Raw genomic sequence first — 19485 nt, forward strand, 5'->3', positions numbered from 1 at the left:
TTGTCACCCCCATGTCCGTCATCCGCACGCACTCCCGTTCCCGCTCCCGCTCGTACCGTCCCGCCGCCCTGCTCGCCGTCGGGCTCCTGCTCCCGCTGCCCGTCCTGGCCGGTTGCGGCGGCGACGGCGGCGCCGGGGCCGAACTGCCGGGCGCCACCCAGGACATCGCGGCCGCCCCCCGGTCGAAGGTCGCCGACAAGGGCGCCCTGACGTGGGCCGTCGACGCCCTGCCGGCCACGTACAACGTCTTCCAGTCGGACGCCGACGCCACCGCCCAGCGGGTGGCCGCGGCGGTGCTGCCCACCCTCTTCACCCTCGACGTCCACGGCCGCCCGCAGCGCAACGCCGACTACCTGACCGCCGCCGGCGTCGTCCGGCGCGAACCGGAGCAGGTCGTCCTCTACCGCCTCAACCCCCGCGCGGTGTGGAACGACGGCACACCCGTCACCGCCGCCGACTTCGAGGCCCAGTGGAAGGCCCTGCGCGGCAAGGACAGCGCGTTCTGGACGGCGGGGAATGCCGGGTACGACCGGATCGCCCGGGTCGAGCGCGGCGCCGACGCCCACGAGGTCAAGGTCACCTTTACGAAGCCCTATGCCGACTGGGCCGGCCTCTTCACCCCGCTCTACCCCCGGGCGGCGATGGGCACCGGGAACGCCTTCAACGACTCGATGCGCAAGGCCCTCCCGTTCTCGGCCGGTCCGTTCCAGGTGGCCGGGCGCGACGACGCGCAGGGCACCCTGGCGCTCGTCCGCAACCCGCGGTGGTGGGGCGACCGGGCCAAGCTCGACCGGCTGGTGCTGCGCGCCGTCCCGCGCGACGAGCGGCCCGCCGCGCTGGCGGGCGGCGGACTCGACGTCGCCGAGGTCACCCCCGCCGCGGCCGACCGGATCACCAGGGCGAACGAGCCGCCGCGGCAGCGCAAGGGGGACGACGCCAACAAGCCGGCCGCGGCGGACGGCCTGCGCGGGCTGGCCGTGCACCGCGCGCTGGAGCCCGCCTACACCCAGCTGGCGCTGAACGGCGCCGCCGGGCCGCTCTCGGACGAGCGGGTGCGGCGCGCCGTGGCGCGGGCCATCGACCGCAAGGCGCTCGCCGAGTTCGTCCTGGCCCCCCTGGGCCTGCCCGCCGCCCCGCTCGGCAGCCACGTCCTGGTGGCCGGGCAGCCGGGCTACGAGGACAACAGCGACGCCCTCGGCTCCCCCGACCCCGGGGCGGCCCGGGACCTGCTGGCCGACGCGGGCTGGAAGGAGGGCAAGGGCGAACCGCCGCGGCGCCGGCCGGCGCAGGCGGGGCCGCAGCGGCCCGCCGCCGGGCACCCGGACGACAAGGCCGAGGTCCCGTCGGCGGAGGAAGTGCCGGAGTTCGGCGGCGACGGGCAGCTGCCGGAGGACGAGAAGGACTCCGACGGGGGCAAGGGCGGCCTCGCCCCGGTCCGCTTCAAGGAGGGCAAGAAGCTGACCCTCCGCTTCGTCCTGCCGAAGGGGGCGGGGGCCGAGCCGCTGCGGGAGGTCGGGGCGCGGATCGCCCGGCGGCTCGACGCGGTGGGCATCCGCACGGAGATCGTCAAGGTCGAGGACGCGGGCTTCTTCAAGGATCACGTCGCCTCCGGCGACTTCGACCTGGCCCTCTACTCCTGGCCCGCCAGCGCCTTCCCCGCCACCGACGCCCGGCCGATCTTCGCCAAGCCGCAGCCGGCGGCGGACGGCTCGCTCCAGGTCGAGCAGAACTACACCCGGGTGGGGACGGACCAGATCGACCGGCTCTTCGACCAGGCCTCCACGGAGCTGGACGCGGACGCGGCGCGCGATCTGGTGCTGCGGGCGGACGCCCGGATCTGGGCGGCGGCCGCGGCGATTCCGCTCTACCAGCGGCCGGAGCTGGTCGTGACGCGGCGGTCGGTCGCGAACGCGGGGGCGTTCGGGCTGGCGAGCCCGCGGTATCAGGATGTGGGGTTCCGGCGGTGAGCGGTTCCGCGTGGTTCGCGCGGTGAGTTCTCCCCTGGCCCGCCCTTTCACCGTTTCTTCCGGGGCTCCGCCCCCTCGGCCCCGCAATGCGGCTCCGCCGCATTGTCCTCAAGCGCCGGACGGGCTGGATCAGCCTGGAGGGCGCTTTGGGGGTCCAGGGGGCGGAGCCCCCGGTGGGGCGCAGGGGCGAAGCCCCGCCCACCCGCGCGGAGCGCGGTGCCGGGGCCGAGGGGGCGGAGCCCCGGAAGAAACGGTGAAAGGGCGGGCTGGGGGAAAAGAAACCGCAGGTCAGAGCACCCGCGCACATCCCCGGGCAGCCCAATCCGCCACTTCCCCGTACCATGGAGTGAGGCCGTGGCTTGATCCGCCCGGCAGGCACGCGTACCGGACCGTACGCGCCGCCATCCACGATTCCGGGAGAAGCGCCGCAAGTATGCCCACGCGCCACGACATTCGTAACGTCGCCATCGTCGCCCACGTCGACCACGGCAAGACGACCATCGTCGACGCCATGCTCAAGCAGGCCGGCGCCTTCGCCGCGCACCAGCTCGAGTCCGTCGACGACCGCGTCATGGACTCGAACGACCTGGAGCGTGAGAAGGGCATCACGATCCTCGCCAAGAACACGGCGGTGAAGTATCACCCCAAGGACGGCGGGGCCCCGATCACGATCAACATCATCGACACCCCCGGCCACGCCGACTTCGGTGGCGAGGTCGAGCGCGGTCTGTCGATGGTGGACGCGGTCGTCCTCCTCGTCGACGCCTCCGAGGGCCCGCTGCCGCAGACCCGCTTCGTGCTCCGCAAGGCGCTCCAGCAGCGGAAGCCGGTCATCCTGTGCATCAACAAGACGGACCGCCCGGACTCCCGCATCGACGAGGTCGTCAACGAGACCTACGACCTCTTCCTCGACCTGGACGCCGACGAGGACCAGATCGAGTTCCCGATCGTCTACGCCTGCGGCCGTGACGGCATCGCCTCGCTGACCAAGCCGGAGGACGGCACCGTCCCGGCGGACAGCACCAACCTGGAGCCGTTCTTCTCCACCATCCTGGAGCACGTCCCGGCTCCGGCGTTCGAGGAGGACGCGCCGCTCCAGGCCCACGTCACCAACCTCGACGCCGACAACTTCCTCGGCCGTATCGCGCTGCTCCGCGTCGAGCAGGGCGAGCTGCGCAAGGGCCAGACGGTGGCCTGGATCAAGCGCGACGGCTCGATCTCCAACGTCCGCATCACCGAGCTGATGATGACCGAGGCGCTCACCCGCAAGCCGGCCGAGGTGGCGGGCCCGGGCGACATCTGCGCCGTCGCCGGTATCCCCGACATCATGATCGGCGAGACCCTGGCCGACCCGGAGAACCCGGTCGCCCTGCCGCTGATCACGGTCGACGAGCCCGCGATCTCCATGACCATCGGCACCAACACCTCGCCGCTGGTCGGCCGTGGCGGCACGGGCAAGGGCGCGGACGCCAAGTCCGCGGTCAAGGACCGCAAGGTCACCGCCCGCCAGGTCAAGGACCGTCTGGACCGCGAGCTGATCGGTAACGTCTCGCTCCGCGTGCTGGACACCGAGCGCCCCGACGCCTGGGAGGTCCAGGGCCGTGGCGAGCTGGCGCTGGCCATCCTGGTCGAGCAGATGCGCCGCGAGGGCTTCGAGATGACCATCGGCAAGCCGCAGGTCGTCACCAAGGAGGTCGACGGCAAGACGCACGAGCCGGTCGAGCGCCTCACGGTCGACGTCCCCGAGGAGCACATGGGCGCGGTCACGCAGCTCATGGGCACCCGCAAGGGCCGGATGGACAACATGTCCAACCACGGCTCCGGCTGGGTCCGCATGGAGTTCGTCGTCCCGTCCCGCGGTCTGATCGGCTTCCGTACGGAGTTCCTGACGAACACCCGCGGCACCGGTATCGCCCACTCGATCCACGAGGGCCACGAGCCCTGGTTCGGCGAGCTGAAGACCCGCAACAACGGCTCCCTGGTCGCCGACCGCGCGGGTGCCGTCACCGCCTTCGCGATGACGAACCTCCAGGAGCGCGGCGTCCTCTTCACCGACCCGGGCACCGAGGTCTACGAGGGCATGATCGTCGGCGAGAACTCGCGCGCCGACGACATGGACGTCAACATCACCAAGGAGAAGAAGCTCACCAACATGCGCTCCTCCTCCGCCGACTCCTTCGAGGCGATCGTCCCGCCGCGCAAGCTGTCGCTGGAGCAGTCCCTGGAGTTCTGCCGCGACGACGAGTGCGTCGAGGTGACCCCGGAGGCGGTCCGCATCCGCAAGGTCGTCCTGGACCAGAAGGAGCGCGGCCGCAGCGCTTCGCGCGCCAAGCACGGCTGAGCCCTGTAGCAGCTCATCGGGCCCGGCCCCTCCGCAACACTGCGGAGGGGCCGGGCCTTTGCCATGTCTGTCCGGATAACGGACAGGCAGATCCGGATTCTTGGGTCATCGACCCGATTCGTCGCTGTCTGTCTGGGTGGTGTTTGTCCGGATTTCGGGCACGTATGGCTGATCGATGTGACCAAAGCGAAACCCTTTAAGTGTGGTTTACGGGGCGGTGGTGCTCAATAGTGGGGCCATTAGCTCGGGTCAATGGGTCAACGCGCTGTTGGGGAGCGCGCCGACTCACGAGCACACTCGGGGGTTCCGGTTCCTGTTGCGCTGTCAGGGGTGTCAGCGCCATGGGGGCCGGTTCCTCCTATCTGGTGACAGTGGACTCCTGAGGAGGGATACCCATGCGCGGTGCCAAGAGCGCCAAGTGGGTCGTGGGCGCGATAGTCGTCGCCATGGCGGCGACAGCCTGTGGCGGTGGCAGCAGCAACGATGACGAGGGGAACGCGGCCGTTGACCCCAACGGCGTGTTCAGCTACTACAACACCGAGCCGCAGCGCGGGCTCATTCCGACCAACACCAACGAGGTCGGCGGCCACTACATGATGGCCAACATGTTCCGCGGCCTGGTCACCTTCGACATCAACAACAAGCTGCAGATGGCCCAGGCGCAGAGCGTCGACACCACTGACAACCAGCACTTCACCGTCAAGCTGAAGCCGGGCTGGAAGTTCCACAACGGCGAGACGGTCACCGCGAACTCCTTCGTGAAGGCCTGGAACTGGGCGGCCAACGCCAAGAACGCCCAGCTCAACTCCTCCTGGTACGAGGCCATCAAGGGCTACGAGGACGTCCACCCCAAGGAGGGCGACCCCAAGACCGACACGATGTCGGGCCTGAAGGTCGTCAACGACAACGAGTTCACCATCGAGCTCGCGCGGCCGGTCTCCACCTTCAAGGAGCGGCTGTACTACGACGCCTTCTTCCCGCTCCCCGAGGCGTTCTACAAGGACCCCAAGGCCTTCGGCGAGCACCCCATCGGCAACGGCCCCTACAAGATGGAGGGTTCGTGGGCGCACAAGGTCGAGCTGAAGGTCCGTAAGTTCGCCGACTACAAGGGTGACGACAAGCCCAAGAACGGCGGCATCGACTTCAAGTTCTACAGCAAGGACGACGCGGCCTACGCGGACCTGCTGTCGGACAAGATCGACATCATGTACCAGGTGCCCAACTCCCAGGTGAGCAAGTTCCAGAGCGACCTGGGCAAGCGCGCCATCAGCCAGCCGTACGGCGGCAACACCAACATCGCCTTCCCGCTCTACGACAAGGAGTGGGGCAAGCCCGAGAAGGTCAAGGTCCGCCAGGGCCTGTCCATGGCGATCGACCGCGAGACCATCGCCAAGACCGCGCTCAGCGGCAGCAAGGACGCGGCCACCGGCTTCACGCCGAAGGGCATCCCGGGCTGGCAGGACGGCGCCTGCGGCGAGTTCTGCAAGTTCGACCCGGCCAAGGCCAAGGACCTCATCAAGCAGGGCGGCGGCGTCCCGGGCAACAAGGTGACCATCACCTACAACGCCGACGGTGCCAACAAGGAGTGGGTGGACGCGGTCTGCAACGACATCCGGCAGAACGCCGGCGTCGAGTGCGTGACCGACGCGAAGTCCACCTTCCAGGAGGCCCGCGACCTGATCACCGACAAGAAGCTCAGCAACCCGTTCCGTATGGCCTGGGTGATGGACTTCCCGAACATCGCCAACTTCGTCACCGAGCAGTTCCGCACCGGCGCCGGCGCCAACGACATGGGCTTCAGCGACAAGTCCGTCGACGCGCTGATGGACAAGGCGGACGAGGCCAAGACCGAGGACGCGGCCAACAAGGGCTACTTCGAGGCCGAGAAGAAGATCATGCAGGACCAGATGCCGGCCATCCCGCTCTTCACCGACCACACCGTCGCGGGCTACTCCAAGCGCGTGCAGAACGTGAAGATCGACTACCAGCGGCAGGCCGTCTGGACCGAGGTCGAGGTCAAGAAGTAACACCGGGACGCTTGCAGTGACGCAGGCCCAGCGGCCGCTCCCCCACAAGGACTTGGGTGGCCGCTGGGCCCGTCGGCGACAGGAGGAACGATGGGGCGCTTTGTCGCGAGGCGACTGCTCCAGATGATCCCGGTGTTCATCGGGACCACGCTGCTTATTTTCTTGATGGTGTATTCGCTGCCGGGCGACCCCGTCAAGGCCATGTTCGGCTCAAAGGCGGCCGACCCGGCGACAGTCGTGAGACTGCGCCACGAGTACGGGCTGGACAAACCCCTGATCCAGCAGTATTGGGACTACATCTCCGGACTTTTCCAAGGTGACTTCGGGCAGAGCTTCACCGGCCGGCCCGTGGCCGACCTGATGGCCGACGCCTTCCCGGTCACCATCCGGCTGGCGCTCTTCGCGTTCGCCATCGAGCTGGTCTTCGGCATCGGGCTCGGCGTGCTCACCGGTCTGCGACGCGGCAAGTTCCTGGACCAGGCCGTGCTGATCTTCACGCTGATCGTGGTCTCCATCCCGGTCTTCGTGCTCGGCAACATGGCCCAGTTCGTCGTCGGTGTGAAGTGGAAGCTGGTGACACCGACCGTCCAGGACCCGCAGGACCTCACCCAGCTGACCCTCCCGGCGATCGTGCTCGCCCTGCTCTCGCTGGCGTATGTCACCCGCCTGACGCGGACGACCGTGGCGGAGAACCTCCGCGCCGACTACGTCCGCACCGCGGTGGCCAAGGGCCTGCCCCGGCGCCGGGTGGTCGGGGTGCACCTGATGCGCAACTCGCTCATCCCCGTCGTCACCTTCCTCGGCACCGATCTCGGCGTGCTCATGGGCGGCGCCATCGTCACCGAGGGCATCTTCAACGTCCCCGGCGTGGGCAACACCCTCTACCAGGCCGTCATCACGAGCGAAGGCCCCACCGTCGTCGGCGTCGTGACCGTGCTGGTGCTCGTCTACCTCGTGAGCAGCCTGGTCGTCGACCTGCTCTACGCAGTCCTGGACCCGAGGATCCGCTATGCCTGACAACAAGCCCCCCCAGGTGACCCCGAGCAGCGTCGTGGGTGCCGGTCCGAACGCCGACGGCGCCGCGGCCACGGTGGCGGCCGCCGCCGTACTCCCCGTCGAGGCCGACAAGCAGGCATCCACCGAAAAGGCCCGCAGCCTCGGCCAGGACGCCTGGCGCGAGCTGCGCCGCAGCTGGCTCTTCTGGACCTCCGGCGTCCTGCTCGTCCTGCTGATCCTCATGGCCGTGTGGCCCTCGCTCTTCACCGACGTGGACCCGCGCCAGGCCGACCTGCGCAATCACTTCCTGGGCGCCCCGCAGTGGTCGCACTTCTTCCAGGAGGACTGGTTCGGCTACAACATCCAGGGCCAGAGCGTCTACGCGCGTACCGTCCACGGCGCCCGTGCCTCGATCATCGTCGGCGTCTGCGTGACCCTCGCCGTCACCGTCCTCGGCGGCATCGTCGGCATGATCGCCGGGTACTTCGGCGGCTGGGTCGACACGCTGCTGTCCCGGATCACGGACATCTTCTTCGGTATTCCGCTGCTCCTCGGCGGTCTGGTGCTGCTCCAGGCGTTCACCGACCGCACCATCTGGACGGTCACCTTCGCCCTGACCGCCTTCGGCTGGATGCAGATCGCCCGTGTCATGCGCGGTGCCGTCATCACCCAGAAGCACGCGGACTTCGTCACGGCGGCCCGGGCGCTGGGCGCCGGCACCGGCCGGATCCTCTTCAAGCACATCCTGCCGAACGTCATCGGCCCGGTGATCGTCGTCGCCACCATCGCGCTCGGCGGCTATATCGCCACCGAGGCGACGCTGTCCTACCTGGGCATCGGTCTGAAGGACCCGACGGTCTCCTGGGGCGTGGACATCTCCGCCGCGCAGAAGAACCTGCGCCAGGGCCCGCACGCGCTGCTCGTACCGGCCGGCTTCCTGAGCCTCACCGTGCTCGCGTTCATCCTGCTCGGCGACGCGGTGCGCGACGCCCTCGACCCCAAGCTGCGCTGAGGGAGGCGTACGTGACCACCACGACCGCGAAGCCCGCGAACGTCCCCGAGCAGAAGGGGCCGGACGAGGGTCCGCTCCTCGAAGTCCGTGACCTGCACGTCGAGTTCCACACCCGGGACGGTGTCGCCAAGGCCGTCAACGGCGTCAACTACTCGGTCAGCGCGGGCGAGACGCTCGCCGTGCTCGGCGAGTCGGGCTCCGGCAAGTCCGTGACGGCGCAGGCCGTCATGGGCATCCTCGACATGCCGCCGGCGAAGATCCCCAAGGGGGAGATCCTCTTCCGCGGCCAGGACATGCTGAAGATGTCCGGCGAGGAGCGCCGGAAGATCCGTGGCGCCAAGATCGCCATGATCTTCCAGGACGCGCTGTCCTCCCTGAACCCGGTGCTCTCCGTCGGCTACCAGCTCGGCGAGATGTTCCGGATCCACCAGGGCCTGTCGAAGAAGGACGCCAAGGCCAAGGCCATCGAGCTGATGGACCGCGTCCGCATCCCGGCGGCGAAGGAGCGCGTCGGCGACTACCCGCACCAGTTCTCCGGCGGTATGCGCCAGCGCATCATGATCGCGATGGCGCTGGCGCTGGAGCCGGACCTGATCATCGCGGACGAGCCGACGACGGCGCTGGACGTCACTGTCCAGGCCCAGGTGATGGACCTCCTGGCCGAACTCCAGCAGGAGTTCAACATGGGCCTCATCCTCATCACCCACGACCTGGGTGTGGTGGCGGACGTCGCCGACAAGATCGCGGTCATGTACGCGGGCCGGATCGTCGAGACCGCGCCCGTGCACGAGCTCTACAAGCGCCCGGCCCACCCGTACACCCGGGGCCTGCTCGACTCGATCCCGCGCCTGGACCAGAAGGGCCAGGAGCTCTACGCGATCAAGGGTCTGCCGCCCAACCTGCTGAACATCCCGGCCGGTTGCGCCTTCAGCCCCCGCTGCCCCAAGGCGCAGGACATCTGCCGTACGGAGATCCCGGCGCTGCACGACGTGGCCGAGCAGGACGGCGCGGCGATGCCGGGCCGGCGGAGCGCCTGCCACTTCTGGAAGGAGACGATCCATGGCTGAGACCGGCAAGCAGGACGAGGCCCTCTCCGACGTCGTGGCCAGTGACGCGAGCACGACCGCCGAGGTCGAGGCCGTCCTCGACGCCCCCGTCGAGCGCGGTGAGCCGATCCTCCAGGTCCGCAACCTCGTCAAGCACTTCCCGCTGACCCAGGGCATCCTCTTCAAGAAGCAGGTCGGCGCGGTCAAGGCCGTGGACGGGGTCTCCTTCGACCTCTACCAGGGCGAGACGCTCGGCATCGTCGGCGAGTCCGGCTGCGGCAAGTCCACCGTCGCCAAGCTGCTGATGACCCTGGAGACGGCCACCTCCGGCGAGGTCTTCTACAAGGGCCAGGACATCACCAAGCTGTCCGGGCGCGCGCTGAAGGCCGTCCGCCGCAACATCCAGATGGTCTTCCAGGACCCGTACACCTCGCTCAACCCCCGTATGACGGTGGGCGACATCATCGGCGAGCCCTTCGAGATCCACCCCGAGGTGGCCCCGAAGGGCGACCGCCGCAAGCGGGTCCAGGAACTCCTGGACGTGGTCGGTCTCAACCCCGAGTACATCAACCGCTACCCGCACCAGTTCTCGGGCGGCCAGCGCCAGCGCATCGGCATCGCGCGCGGTCTCGCGCTCAACCCCGAGATCATCATCTGCGACGAGCCGGTGTCGGCCCTGGACGTCTCCGTCCAGGCCCAGGTCGTCAACCTGATGGAGAAGCTCCAGGACGAGTTCAACCTGTCCTACATCTTCATCGCGCACGACCTGTCCATCGTGCGGCACATCTCCGACCGGGTCGGCGTGATGTACCTCGGCAAGATGGCCGAGATCGGCACGGACAGCGAGATCTACGACCACCCGACGCACCCGTACACGCAGGCGCTGCTGTCGGCCGTCCCGGTCCCGGACCCGGACGCCCGCGAGGGCCGCGAGCGGATCATCCTCACCGGCGACGTCCCGTCGCCCGCCAACCCGCCGTCGGGCTGCCGTTTCCGCACCCGCTGCTGGAAGGCGCAGGACAAGTGCGCGGAGGAGGTGCCGCTGCTGGCGGTGCCGGAGGTCTTCTCGGGCAAGAAGTCGCCGGCGGCGCACGAGTCGGCGTGCCACTTCGCGGAGGAGAAGCAGGTGGTGGGGGCGGCGTAGCCGTACGGGATCCACGGACCCGACCGTTCACCGTCCCGTCCGGGCAGTGTGCCCGGTCCCTTCGGGGGCCGGGCGCGCTGCCCGGATCTTTATGTGCAGGGCATGTCGCGGGGGAAGTCGGGAATGAACTCCGCCCAGCGGTGTCTCTTGGCGAGCAGGCAAACCTGATCGGCCACTGCGGCGGGGTCGGTGTCCCAGAGCCGGCTGACGTTCTCTCCGCTCGCGGTGACGAGGGTGTGGTCGTCGGGGGAGAAGACCGGTGACCGGTCGGGTGTGTCCGTGGAGAGGACCGCTGTTGTCCGGCGTTCGCCGGTGTCCCAGAGACGGATCGTGCCGTCACTGCTCGTGGTGGCCAGCGAGCGGCCGTCCGGCGAGAAGGAGGCCCCGGAAACGTTGGCGGTGTGCCCCGTCAGAGTGGCGACCTTCCTGTGCGTGGACACTTCCCACAGGCCAACGGTCCGATCCTTGCTGGTTGTTGCCAGTGTGCGTCCGTCAGGCGAGAAGGCCACTGCGTTGACCGTGGAGAGGTGACTGAACGTCGTGATCTCCTGGTGGGTCCGGGTGTCCCAGAGTTTCGCCCGTCCGTCGTAGCCCGCGGTCGCCAGGGTGCGGCTGTCGGGGCTGAACGCGATGTCGATGATGTGGCGCTTGTGACCGGTGAAGGATGCGGTCCGTCGCAGTGTGGCGGCATCCCACAGCCGTATGGAACCGTCCTTGTTCGCGGTCGCGAGGGTATGGCCGTCAGGGGAGTAGGCCAACGCGTTCACCGGCCCGGCGAGTTCCTTCGGGATGACGGATTGCGATCGGGCAGCCGTGTTCCGGATGCGGACGGTGCCGTCGTCGTCGAGGACGGCCAAGGAGCGGCCGTCAGGCGTGAAGGAAAGGCCCGTTATTTCCGCGGAACTCGCGGAGAAGGTGGTGATCGGCCGCAGAGAGGGCAGATTCCGCAGCCTGATGGTCCCGGTGGTGTCCCCGGTCGCCAGGGTCTGCCCGTCCGGGCTGATGCGTGCCACCGTGCCGGGAGCAGAGCGTCCCGACAGCGTGCCGATCCGCTGGTGGGTGGACACGTCCCACAGATCGGTGAAGTCGACGCCGGTATTGGCGGTGGCAAGGGTGCGGCCGTCCGGTGAGAATGCGACGGCGGTGACGACATCGTTTCCTGCGCCGGCGTCGAGTGCGAAAAGTTGTCGATGCGTGGCGACGTCCCACAGGCGGGCCGTTCGGTCGTAGCCGCCGGTGGCCACCGCGCGTCCATCAGGGGAGAAGACCACTCCGGAGGCGAATCCTGTATGCCCGGTGAGCGTGGCGGTCTGCCGATGCGTGGAGGTGTCCCACAGGCGCACGGTACGGTCGTTGCTCGTCGTCGCCAGCGTCCGGCCGTCCGGGGAGAAGGCCACGCCCTGCAGGGTGTCCGTATGACCGGCCAACGTGGCTCCGGCCCTGGACGTGGTCAGGTCCCAGAGAAGTGCCGTACGGTCGGCGCCGGCCGAGGCCAGCGTACGTCCGTCGGGTGAGAACGCCACCGCGTGGACGAGGTCCTTGTGCCCCGTAAGGGACGCGGTCTGCCGGTGTCCTGCGATGTTCCACAGACGCACGGTCCGGTCGAACCCGGCGGTTGCCAGGGTGCGCCCGTCGGGTGAGAACGCCACGGTGGTGACCGGGCCGCGGTGTCCGGTCAACGTGGTGATCGGACTGTGCGTGGCCACATCCCAGAGTTTTACGCTCCGGTCGTCACTCACCGATGCCAGGGTGCGGCCGTCAGGGGAGAACGCCACACCTTCCACCACATCAGTGTGCCCGGACAGCGTGGCGACGACCTCATGGGTGGCCGTGTCCCAGAGCTTCACGCGGTGATCCGCGCTCGCGGTTGCCAGGGTGCGGCCGTCAGGGCTGAAGGCCACGCTGTTCACGTGTTTTGTGTGCCCGGTGAGCCAACGGGAGCGGTACCGGCCGTACGAGCTCAGAAGGCTGCTGCGGGCCTGATCGGTCGGCGACTTGCGGTAGGCGGCGAGCGCAGTGATGACCGCAGCCTCCGGACGATCCTTCACCAAGGAGTCCGCTCTGGCGGCGAGTTCACGGGATACGGCAAGACGGCGCTGATGCTGGGCATCGAGGTTCTGGCGGACGGCGACCGCGCCGGCGACCAGGGCAAGGACCAGCAGGGTCGCCAGACTTGAGGTCAGGACACGCAGCTGCCGCAGACGCCGCTGCTCCATGCGTTTCTCGGATCTTTCGGCTTCGTCACTCGCCTTGAGGAACGCACGTGCCACGGGGGTGAGCGGTGTGCCGTCGTGCGGATCGGCAGCCCATTCGCGCGCCATGGCCAGGCGTGCTCCTCGGTACAGCAGACCTTTGTCACGCCCTTCGCCCTCCCAGGCCGCAGCGGTCTCCAGGAGGAGCTGCCGGGTCCGGAGCGTGCTGCGATCGTCGTCTATCCATTGGCGCAGCCGTGGCCAAGCCTGCAGCAGGGTTTCGTGGGCGAGCTCCACATGGTCGGCGTCCATGGTGAGCAGGCGGGCCTGGGTGAATGTTTCGAGAACCGTTTCGACCGGCCCTGCCGGGCTGCTGTCCAGCAGATTCGCATGACGGATGCGATGGCCGGTCACCTTGTCCGTCCCTACGTGAACAAGCTGGAGCAGAACGCGTCGGGCCACGGCACGTTGAGTCCTGCTCAGTGAGGTGTATGCCCTTTCTGCCGTGGCGGCCACCGCTCCGGAGATCCCGCCTGTCAATTCGTAACCCGCCACCGTCAACTTGGCATTCTCACGGTGCTGCCAAGTGCTGAGCAGGGCGTGTGACAGCAGGGGGAGGGCACCGGAACAGGGCGTGCCGAACTCCGGTGTACCGTTCGGGCCGAGGCCCGCGTCGCGCAGCAGGACTTCCACCAGTCCTGCCTCCACCTCGAGGCCGCATTCGCGAGCGGGTGCCGTGATGACTTCGCGCAGTTGGGCATCGTTCATCGGACCCAGAGCGATGTGTCCGCGCTGCGACGAGGCGGCGAGCCCGGGATACGTGAGGCAGCGGTCGTAGAAGTCCGCCCGAATCCCCAGCACGACAAGTGCTGACGGTATGCCGCTTCCGTCGTCTCCGCGCCCGGAGGCCAGGGCGAGCAAGGCCTCCACGAAGACCGTACGCTCTCGCTCGTCACGGCAGAGGGTGAAGGTCTCCTCGAACTGGTCCACAATGATCAGCGAAGCACTGGAACTCTCCGCGGACTTGCTGTCCGTGGCTGCGCGTATTGCTGCGGAAAGACTCTCGGGACCCTCGTCGAGCGCCTTTCTGAGCAATTGCAGCGAGCCGCCGGTCGCGACTGCCATCTGGATCAGGAGTTCTTCAACGGGGTGTTCGCCGGGGGTGAGCAGTACGACGGGCCAGGTGTGCGAGTCGTCAACCGGCAGCACACCACGGGCCAATGCCGGCAGCAGACCCGCTCGGAGTACGGACGACTTTCCCGCTCCTGATGGTGCCATGACGAGCAATGGGCCTGTCGTCCGGATCCGTTGTGTCAGCTCGGTGACGATGCCCGCAATGGCATCGTCACGTCCGAAGAACCAGCGCGCATCCTTGGTTCCGAACGGGGCCAGTCCTTGATAAGGGCACTTCCCCTCATACTGCGGCCGGGGGTACCGACCCTTCCCGACCGGGGTCGAGACAAGGCGTTCCAGGGTTCCGTCGGATTGCAGAGCCTGGTCACAAGCACGGGCGAGTTCCTGGGTAAGCGGCTTCTCCCCGTTCTCGACCTTGCTGAGATAGCCCTTGCTGTAGAACGCCGCGCGGGACAGTTGCGTCAGCGACATGCCTCGTTCCCGTCGCAGCCGGCGCAACAGATCACCTGCTTGAGGCCGCTCCGGGAACGGATCCCCGACGCCGGTGCCGCCAGGGCCCTGGTCGCTTCCTGCCACTGGTCGATGCCTTTCTCCGGATCCCTGACGCGTGTCGGTCGACAGCCCTGGAGATCCTTTCAGCGGTGGCCGCAACGGCTCAATGGCGCTCCTGCCCGGGATGTCTCGGCCGGACAACGCCTCACCGAAGGGGGTAACGGCGCAGCGGCCGCCCGGGGCCTCACGCGAGGGTGGGCTTCCGTTCAGAGTTTTCGCAGGTCACCGGTGTTTCCCTCGGCCCGCTTCGGAGGGGAAACCGGGAAACGTCTCGTCCGCGCAGCCGGTGTGCACTGAACTGTGACACCGGGATCCGCAGGGCTGTGAGCAGCCGGAGCGCTGTGTCCCGAGGAGCCCCGGCGCACAGGGCAATTCGGTCCGGGGGCGGATGCTGCCTCGCTGCTCCGTGCGCCCCGAAGGGTGGCCGGTGCGTACTTCCCGCACTGTCCCGATGGCAGTGGACGCTCCCGTTCCCCCGGACCCATAACGACGTGATGAGGATGCATGGATCAGTACGGAGAGCCGCTCTTCGCTCCGAACGGGTCGGAAGAAGAGCGTCTTTTCCTGATGGACGAGGTGTTCGATCCGATGTCGATCGCCGCTCTGTCCGGGTTGGGAGTCGGGCGGCGGGCACGGTGCCTCGAAGTAGGGTCGGGCGGTGGCTCGATGGCCCGCTGGTTCTGCAGCCGGGCTTCGGAGGGCGAGGTGGTGACCACCGGCCTCGGTGGCCCCCTTCCGGAGGAACCCCGGTCCTTCGACGTCATCCATGCCCGTTTCGAACCCGGTCAATTGCCCGTCCGGGAAGGTGTGATGCGGCGGATGACGGAGTGGCTGCGGCCCGGTGGGTTCCTGCTGGTCGAGTCGTTCTCGTGGATCCCGAGCCACGGTTCACCGAACCCGCTCTACCAATACGTCATGCGGCGTTGGAGCGATCTGGTTCTGCATGACAAGGGCAGGGGCAGCGGCCGGCCGGGAGATTTCCCCGGGGTGCGGTACGGGCTGCGGCATCCGGGCGCGGAATCCGTTGTCCGGCACTTTCAAGGCGGCGGTCCGATCGCCGAGTTCTGGCGGTTGACGATTGATTTGTCCCGTGAACGGCTCCTCGGCGATGGACATTTGACGGAACCAGAACTTGAGCAGACTTATGGCCTGCTCCGTAATCCGCGTTTCTGGGATGCCGCACCCGCGCTCACCCAGGCCTGGGGGTACCGATGACCGTCGCCGCTGCTCTGCGCCTCCACAGGGCGGTCGGGCGAGCGAGGCGGGTCACGCGCGTGGGGACGCGCCCCGACGGCGGTGCGGTCGCGGACTGGTCCGAACGGGTGGAGAGGCCGTAGGGCTCCCCGTTGCCGACCGTCACGGATGGAACGAGCCCGAGCTCACGCATACGGGCGGATTCTCCGGCCGGAGGTGCACGTTCGGCGGTCGCATGAGTGCACCGGGTGATCGGATCGGTGATATTTGGCCGTACCCCGGCCCGCACCCAGGCCGTACCCGGTACCCGGCACCCAGGAGGCAGGCCCATGCGAGGAGGCGTGCGGACGTGGGCCCGCCGGGGCGTCGCCGCTCTGCTCGCCGTGCTCCTCGCGGCCGTCGTGGCGGGCTGTGGCGGTGGTACGGGGGCGCGGGTGCCCGGGGTCGTGCGGGCCTCGTGGGGGGATCCGCAGAATCCGCTGGAGCCGGCCAACACCAACGAGGTCCAGGGCGGCAAGGTGCTGGACCTCATCTTCCGGGGGCTGAAGAAGTACGACCCGACGACCGGCGCCGCCGTCGACATGCTGGCGGAGAGGATCGAGTCGACGGATGCGCAGAACTTCACCGTCAAGGTCAAGGACGGCTGGACGTTCAGCAATGGGGAGCCGGTCACGGCGCGTTCGTTCGTCGACGCCTGGAATTACGCGGCGTTGGTGGACAACAAGCAGCGGAACGCTTCTTTCTTTGCCTATATCGATGGTTATGGGAAAGTGCATCCGGAGTCGGGGGAGGCGACCGCGAAGACGCTTTCCGGGCTGGTGCTGAAGGATGCCAGGACTTTTACCGTCAAGCTCAGTACGAAGTTCTCCACCTGGCCGGGGACTTTGGGGTACCCCGCCTTCGCCCCGCTGCCCCGGGCGTTCTTCGAGGACCACGCCGGGTGGCTCAAGAGGCCTGTCGGCAACGGGCCTTACGCGATCGACTCCTACACCCGCGGCTCGGCGATGAAGCTCAGCAAGTGGGACGGCTACCCCGGGCCGGACAAGGCCGGGAACGAAGGGGTCGAGCTGCGCGTCTACACGGACAACAACACCGCGTACGCCGACCTCCAGGCCGGCAACATCGACCTCGTCGACGACATTCCCAGCACTCAGCTGAGGAACGTCCGCAAGGATCTGGATGACCGGTACATCAACCAGCCCGCCGGCATCATCCAGACCGTCGTCTTCCCGCTGTACGACGCGAAATGGAACGGGCCCGGGGCGGAGAAGGTGCGCCGCGGGCTGTCCATGGCGATCAATCGGCCGCAGATCACCTCCCAGATCTACCGGGACACCCGTACACCGGCGAGCGACTGGACCTCACCGGTGCTGGGGGAGAAGGGTGGTTACAAGGCCGGGTTGTGCGGCGCGGAGTGCACCTACGATCCGGGGCGGGCCAAGCGGCTGATCCAGGAGGGCGGCGGGCTGCCGGGCGGGCGGGTCACCCTCACCTCCAACGTCGATACCGGCTCCCACCGGGTGTGGATGGACGCCGTCTGCAACAGCATCAACAACGTGCTGGGGGACGACCGGGCCTGCACCGTCAACCCCATCGGTACCTTCGCGGACTTCCGCAGCCGGATCGCCCAGCAGCAGCTCGGTGGGATGTTCCGGTCCGGGTGGCAGATGGATTACCCGCTCATCCAGAACTTCCTCCAGCCGCAGTACTACACCAACGCCTCCTCCAACTACGGGAAGTTCAGCGATCCGCGCTTCGACCGGCTCGTGGACGAGGCCAATGCGGAGTCCGACACCGGCAAGGCCGTCGCGAAGTTCCAGGACGCGGAGCGGATCCTCGCCGAGAAGATGCCGGCCATCCCGCTCTGGTACCAGAACGGGAACGCCGGTTACTCGGCCGAGCTGTCGGACGTGCAGCTCAACCAGTTCAGCGTGCCGGTGTACGAGCGGATCAAGGTCAAGTGAGGTCGGGCGATGGGGCGGTATGTGATCCGGCGGCTGCTCCAGATGATCCCCGTGTTCATCGGCAGCACCTTCCTGATCTTCTTCATGGTCTACGCGCTCGGGGACCCCGTCGCCGCGCTCTTCGGCGACAAGGCCCCCGACCCCGCCGTCGCCGCCCGCATCCGCCAGGAGCTCTACCTCGACCAGCCGTTGTGGAAGCAGTACCTGCACTACATGGGGCAGGTGCTGACGGGCGACTTCGGCACCGCCTTCACCGGGCAGCCGGTCCTGGAGCTGATGGCCGACGCCTTCCCCGTCACCATCCGGCTGACGATCGTCGCCGTCCTCTTCGAGGTCGTCGTCGGCATCGCCCTCGGCGTCGCCGGGGGCCTGCGGCGCGGCCGGCCGCTCGACACCACCGTGCTGATGCTCACCCTCGTCGTGGTCTCCGTGCCGACCTTCGTCAGCGGCTACGTCCTCCAGTACCTCTTCGGCGTGCAGTGGGGAATCGTCCCGCCGACCGTCTCGCCCGAGGCGACCTTCCTCGAACTCCTGCTGCCCGGCGTGGTGCTGGGGCTGGTCTCGCTCGCGTACGTGACGAGGCTGACGCGCACCTCGCTCGCCGAGAACGCCCGCGCCGACTACATCCGCACCGCCGTCGCCAAGGGGCTGCCCCGCCACCGGATCGTCGTGCGGCACCTGTTGCGCAACTCCCTGATCCCCGTGGTCACCTTCATCGGCGCCGACATCGGCGCGCTGATGGGCGGCGCCATCGTCACCGAGCGGATCTTCAACATCCACGGCGTCGGCTACCAGCTCTTCCAGGGGATCCTGCGGCAGAACTCGCCCACCGTCGTGGGCTTCGTGACCGTTCTCGTCCTGGTCTTCCTCGTCGCCAACCTGGTCGTCGACCTCCTCTACGCCGTGCTCGACCCGAGGATCCGCCATGTCTGAGCCCCTGGACCCGTTCCGTCAGGAGCCGCGGGACGCCGTCAGCCCCGGCGACGGCGGGGCCGCCAGCCTGGCCACCCGCGAGGCCGAGACCCTGGAGGGCGGGCCCGTCCCCGGCACCGCGGCCAGCGCCAAGGCCCGCAGCCTGTGGACGGACGCCTGGTACGACCTGCGGAGGAATCCGGTCTTCGTGCTCTCCGCCCTGGTCATTCTGTTTCTGCTGGTGATCGCCGTGTGGCCCGGGCTGGTCGCGAGCGGCAACCCGCTCCAGTGCGACCTCGCCAAGTCCCAGGAAGGGCCCCAGTCCGGGCATCCGTTCGGCTTCGACGCCCAGGGCTGCGACGTCTTCACCCGCACCGTGTACGGGGCACGCGCCTCCATCACCGTCGGCGTCTGCGCCACCGCCGGGGCCGCCCTGCTCGGCAGCGTGCTGGGCGGGCTCGCCGGGTTCTACGGCGGCTGGTGGGACGCCCTCCTCTCCCGCCTCGCCGACGTCTTCTTCGGCATCCCCATCATCCTCGGCGGCCTCGTCTTCCTCTCCGTCGTCACCGGAAGCTCCGTCTGGCCCGTCGTCGGCTTCATCGTCCTGCTCGGCTGGCCGCAGATCTCCCGCATCGCGCGCGGCGCCGTCGTTGCCGCCAAGCAGCACGACTACGTCCAGGCCGCCCGCGCCCTCGGGGCCGGCAACGCCCGGCTGCTGCTGCGGCACATCGCGCCCAACGCGGTGGCCCCCGTCATCGTCGTCGCCACCATCGCGCTGGGCACCTACATCGCCCTGGAGGCGACGCTCTCCTTCATCGGCGTCGGCCTCAAACCGCCCACGGTCTCCTGGGGGATCGACATCTCCAACGCCTCGAACCAGATCCGCAACGCGCCCCACATGCTGCTGTGGCCCGCGGGAGCGCTGAGCGTCACCGTGCTCGCGTTCATCATGCTCGGCGACGCGGTGCGCGACGCCCTCGACCCCAAGCTGCGCTGAGGAGGCG

Annotated in this window: 12 protein-coding genes; 11 read left to right on the plus strand and 1 reads right to left on the minus strand. The window is 68.4% G+C overall.

Annotated features, from left to right (window positions below; all coding sequences use genetic code 11):
* Positions 1-11 precede the first annotated feature (11 nt).
* From AB8735_RS24030 to AB8735_RS24060, 7 genes are all read left to right on the plus strand, one after another.
* Positions 12-1967: an ABC transporter family substrate-binding protein gene (locus AB8735_RS24030; protein WP_372409302.1), complete on the plus strand. Its 1956-nt coding sequence runs from the start codon at positions 12-14 to the stop codon at positions 1965-1967.
* Between the two features lie 433 nt (positions 1968-2400).
* Positions 2401-4308, plus strand: coding sequence for a translational GTPase TypA (gene typA / locus AB8735_RS24035; RefSeq protein ID WP_372409305.1), 1908 nt, complete (start codon positions 2401-2403; stop codon positions 4306-4308).
* Positions 4309-4703: 395 nt separating this feature from the next.
* Positions 4704-6335, plus strand: a complete 1632-nt coding sequence (locus AB8735_RS24040) for an ABC transporter substrate-binding protein (RefSeq protein WP_372409308.1) — start codon at positions 4704-4706, stop codon at positions 6333-6335.
* 90 nt (positions 6336-6425) lie between these two features.
* Positions 6426-7352: an ABC transporter permease gene (locus AB8735_RS24045; RefSeq protein WP_372409310.1), complete on the plus strand. Its 927-nt coding sequence runs from the start codon at positions 6426-6428 to the stop codon at positions 7350-7352.
* Positions 7345-8343 (plus strand): ABC transporter permease, encoded by a 999-nt coding sequence (locus AB8735_RS24050; RefSeq protein WP_372409312.1) that lies wholly within the window; start codon positions 7345-7347, stop codon positions 8341-8343. The genes AB8735_RS24045 and AB8735_RS24050 overlap by 8 nt, the downstream gene beginning before the upstream one ends.
* An 11-nt stretch (positions 8344-8354) precedes the next feature.
* Positions 8355-9410, plus strand: coding sequence for an ABC transporter ATP-binding protein (locus tag AB8735_RS24055; RefSeq protein WP_372409314.1), 1056 nt, complete (start codon positions 8355-8357; stop codon positions 9408-9410).
* Complete coding sequence (locus AB8735_RS24060; RefSeq protein ID WP_372409317.1) at positions 9403-10533, plus strand: ABC transporter ATP-binding protein; 1131 nt, start codon at positions 9403-9405, stop codon at positions 10531-10533. The genes AB8735_RS24055 and AB8735_RS24060 overlap by 8 nt, the downstream gene beginning before the upstream one ends.
* Positions 10534-10622: 89 nt before the next feature.
* Here the strand turns inward: AB8735_RS24060 and AB8735_RS24065 are convergent, their stop codons facing one another.
* The gene (locus tag AB8735_RS24065) at positions 10623-14435 is read right to left on the minus strand and encodes a helix-turn-helix domain-containing protein (RefSeq protein ID WP_372409320.1); all 3813 of its coding nucleotides are present in this window, start codon (positions 14433-14435) and stop codon (positions 10623-10625) included.
* A gap of 480 nt (positions 14436-14915) precedes the next feature.
* On the opposite strand from AB8735_RS24065, the gene AB8735_RS24070 reads away from it, so the two are divergent.
* The 4 genes from AB8735_RS24070 to AB8735_RS24085 all read left to right on the plus strand — a co-directional run bounded on the left by AB8735_RS24070 (position 14916) and on the right by AB8735_RS24085 (position 19478).
* The gene (locus AB8735_RS24070; protein ID WP_372409321.1) at positions 14916-15626 is read left to right on the plus strand and encodes a hypothetical protein; all 711 of its coding nucleotides are present in this window, start codon (positions 14916-14918) and stop codon (positions 15624-15626) included.
* Positions 15627-15934: 308 nt separating this feature from the next.
* Positions 15935-17569, plus strand: a complete 1635-nt coding sequence (locus tag AB8735_RS24075) for an ABC transporter substrate-binding protein (protein WP_372409323.1) — start codon at positions 15935-15937, stop codon at positions 17567-17569.
* A gap of 9 nt (positions 17570-17578) precedes the next feature.
* Positions 17579-18502, plus strand: a complete 924-nt coding sequence (locus AB8735_RS24080; protein WP_344020255.1) for an ABC transporter permease — start codon at positions 17579-17581, stop codon at positions 18500-18502.
* Entirely contained in the window at positions 18495-19478 is a 984-nt protein-coding gene (locus tag AB8735_RS24085) for an ABC transporter permease (RefSeq protein ID WP_344020252.1), read from the plus strand. Before AB8735_RS24080 ends, AB8735_RS24085 begins: the two co-directional genes overlap by 8 nt.
* The last annotated feature ends 7 nt before the right edge of the window (positions 19479-19485 follow it).

Origin of the sequence: Streptomyces luteireticuli (genome assembly GCF_041519305.1) — a bacterium.
GTDB classification, from domain to species: Bacteria; Actinomycetota; Actinomycetes; order Streptomycetales; family Streptomycetaceae; genus Streptomyces; species Streptomyces luteireticuli.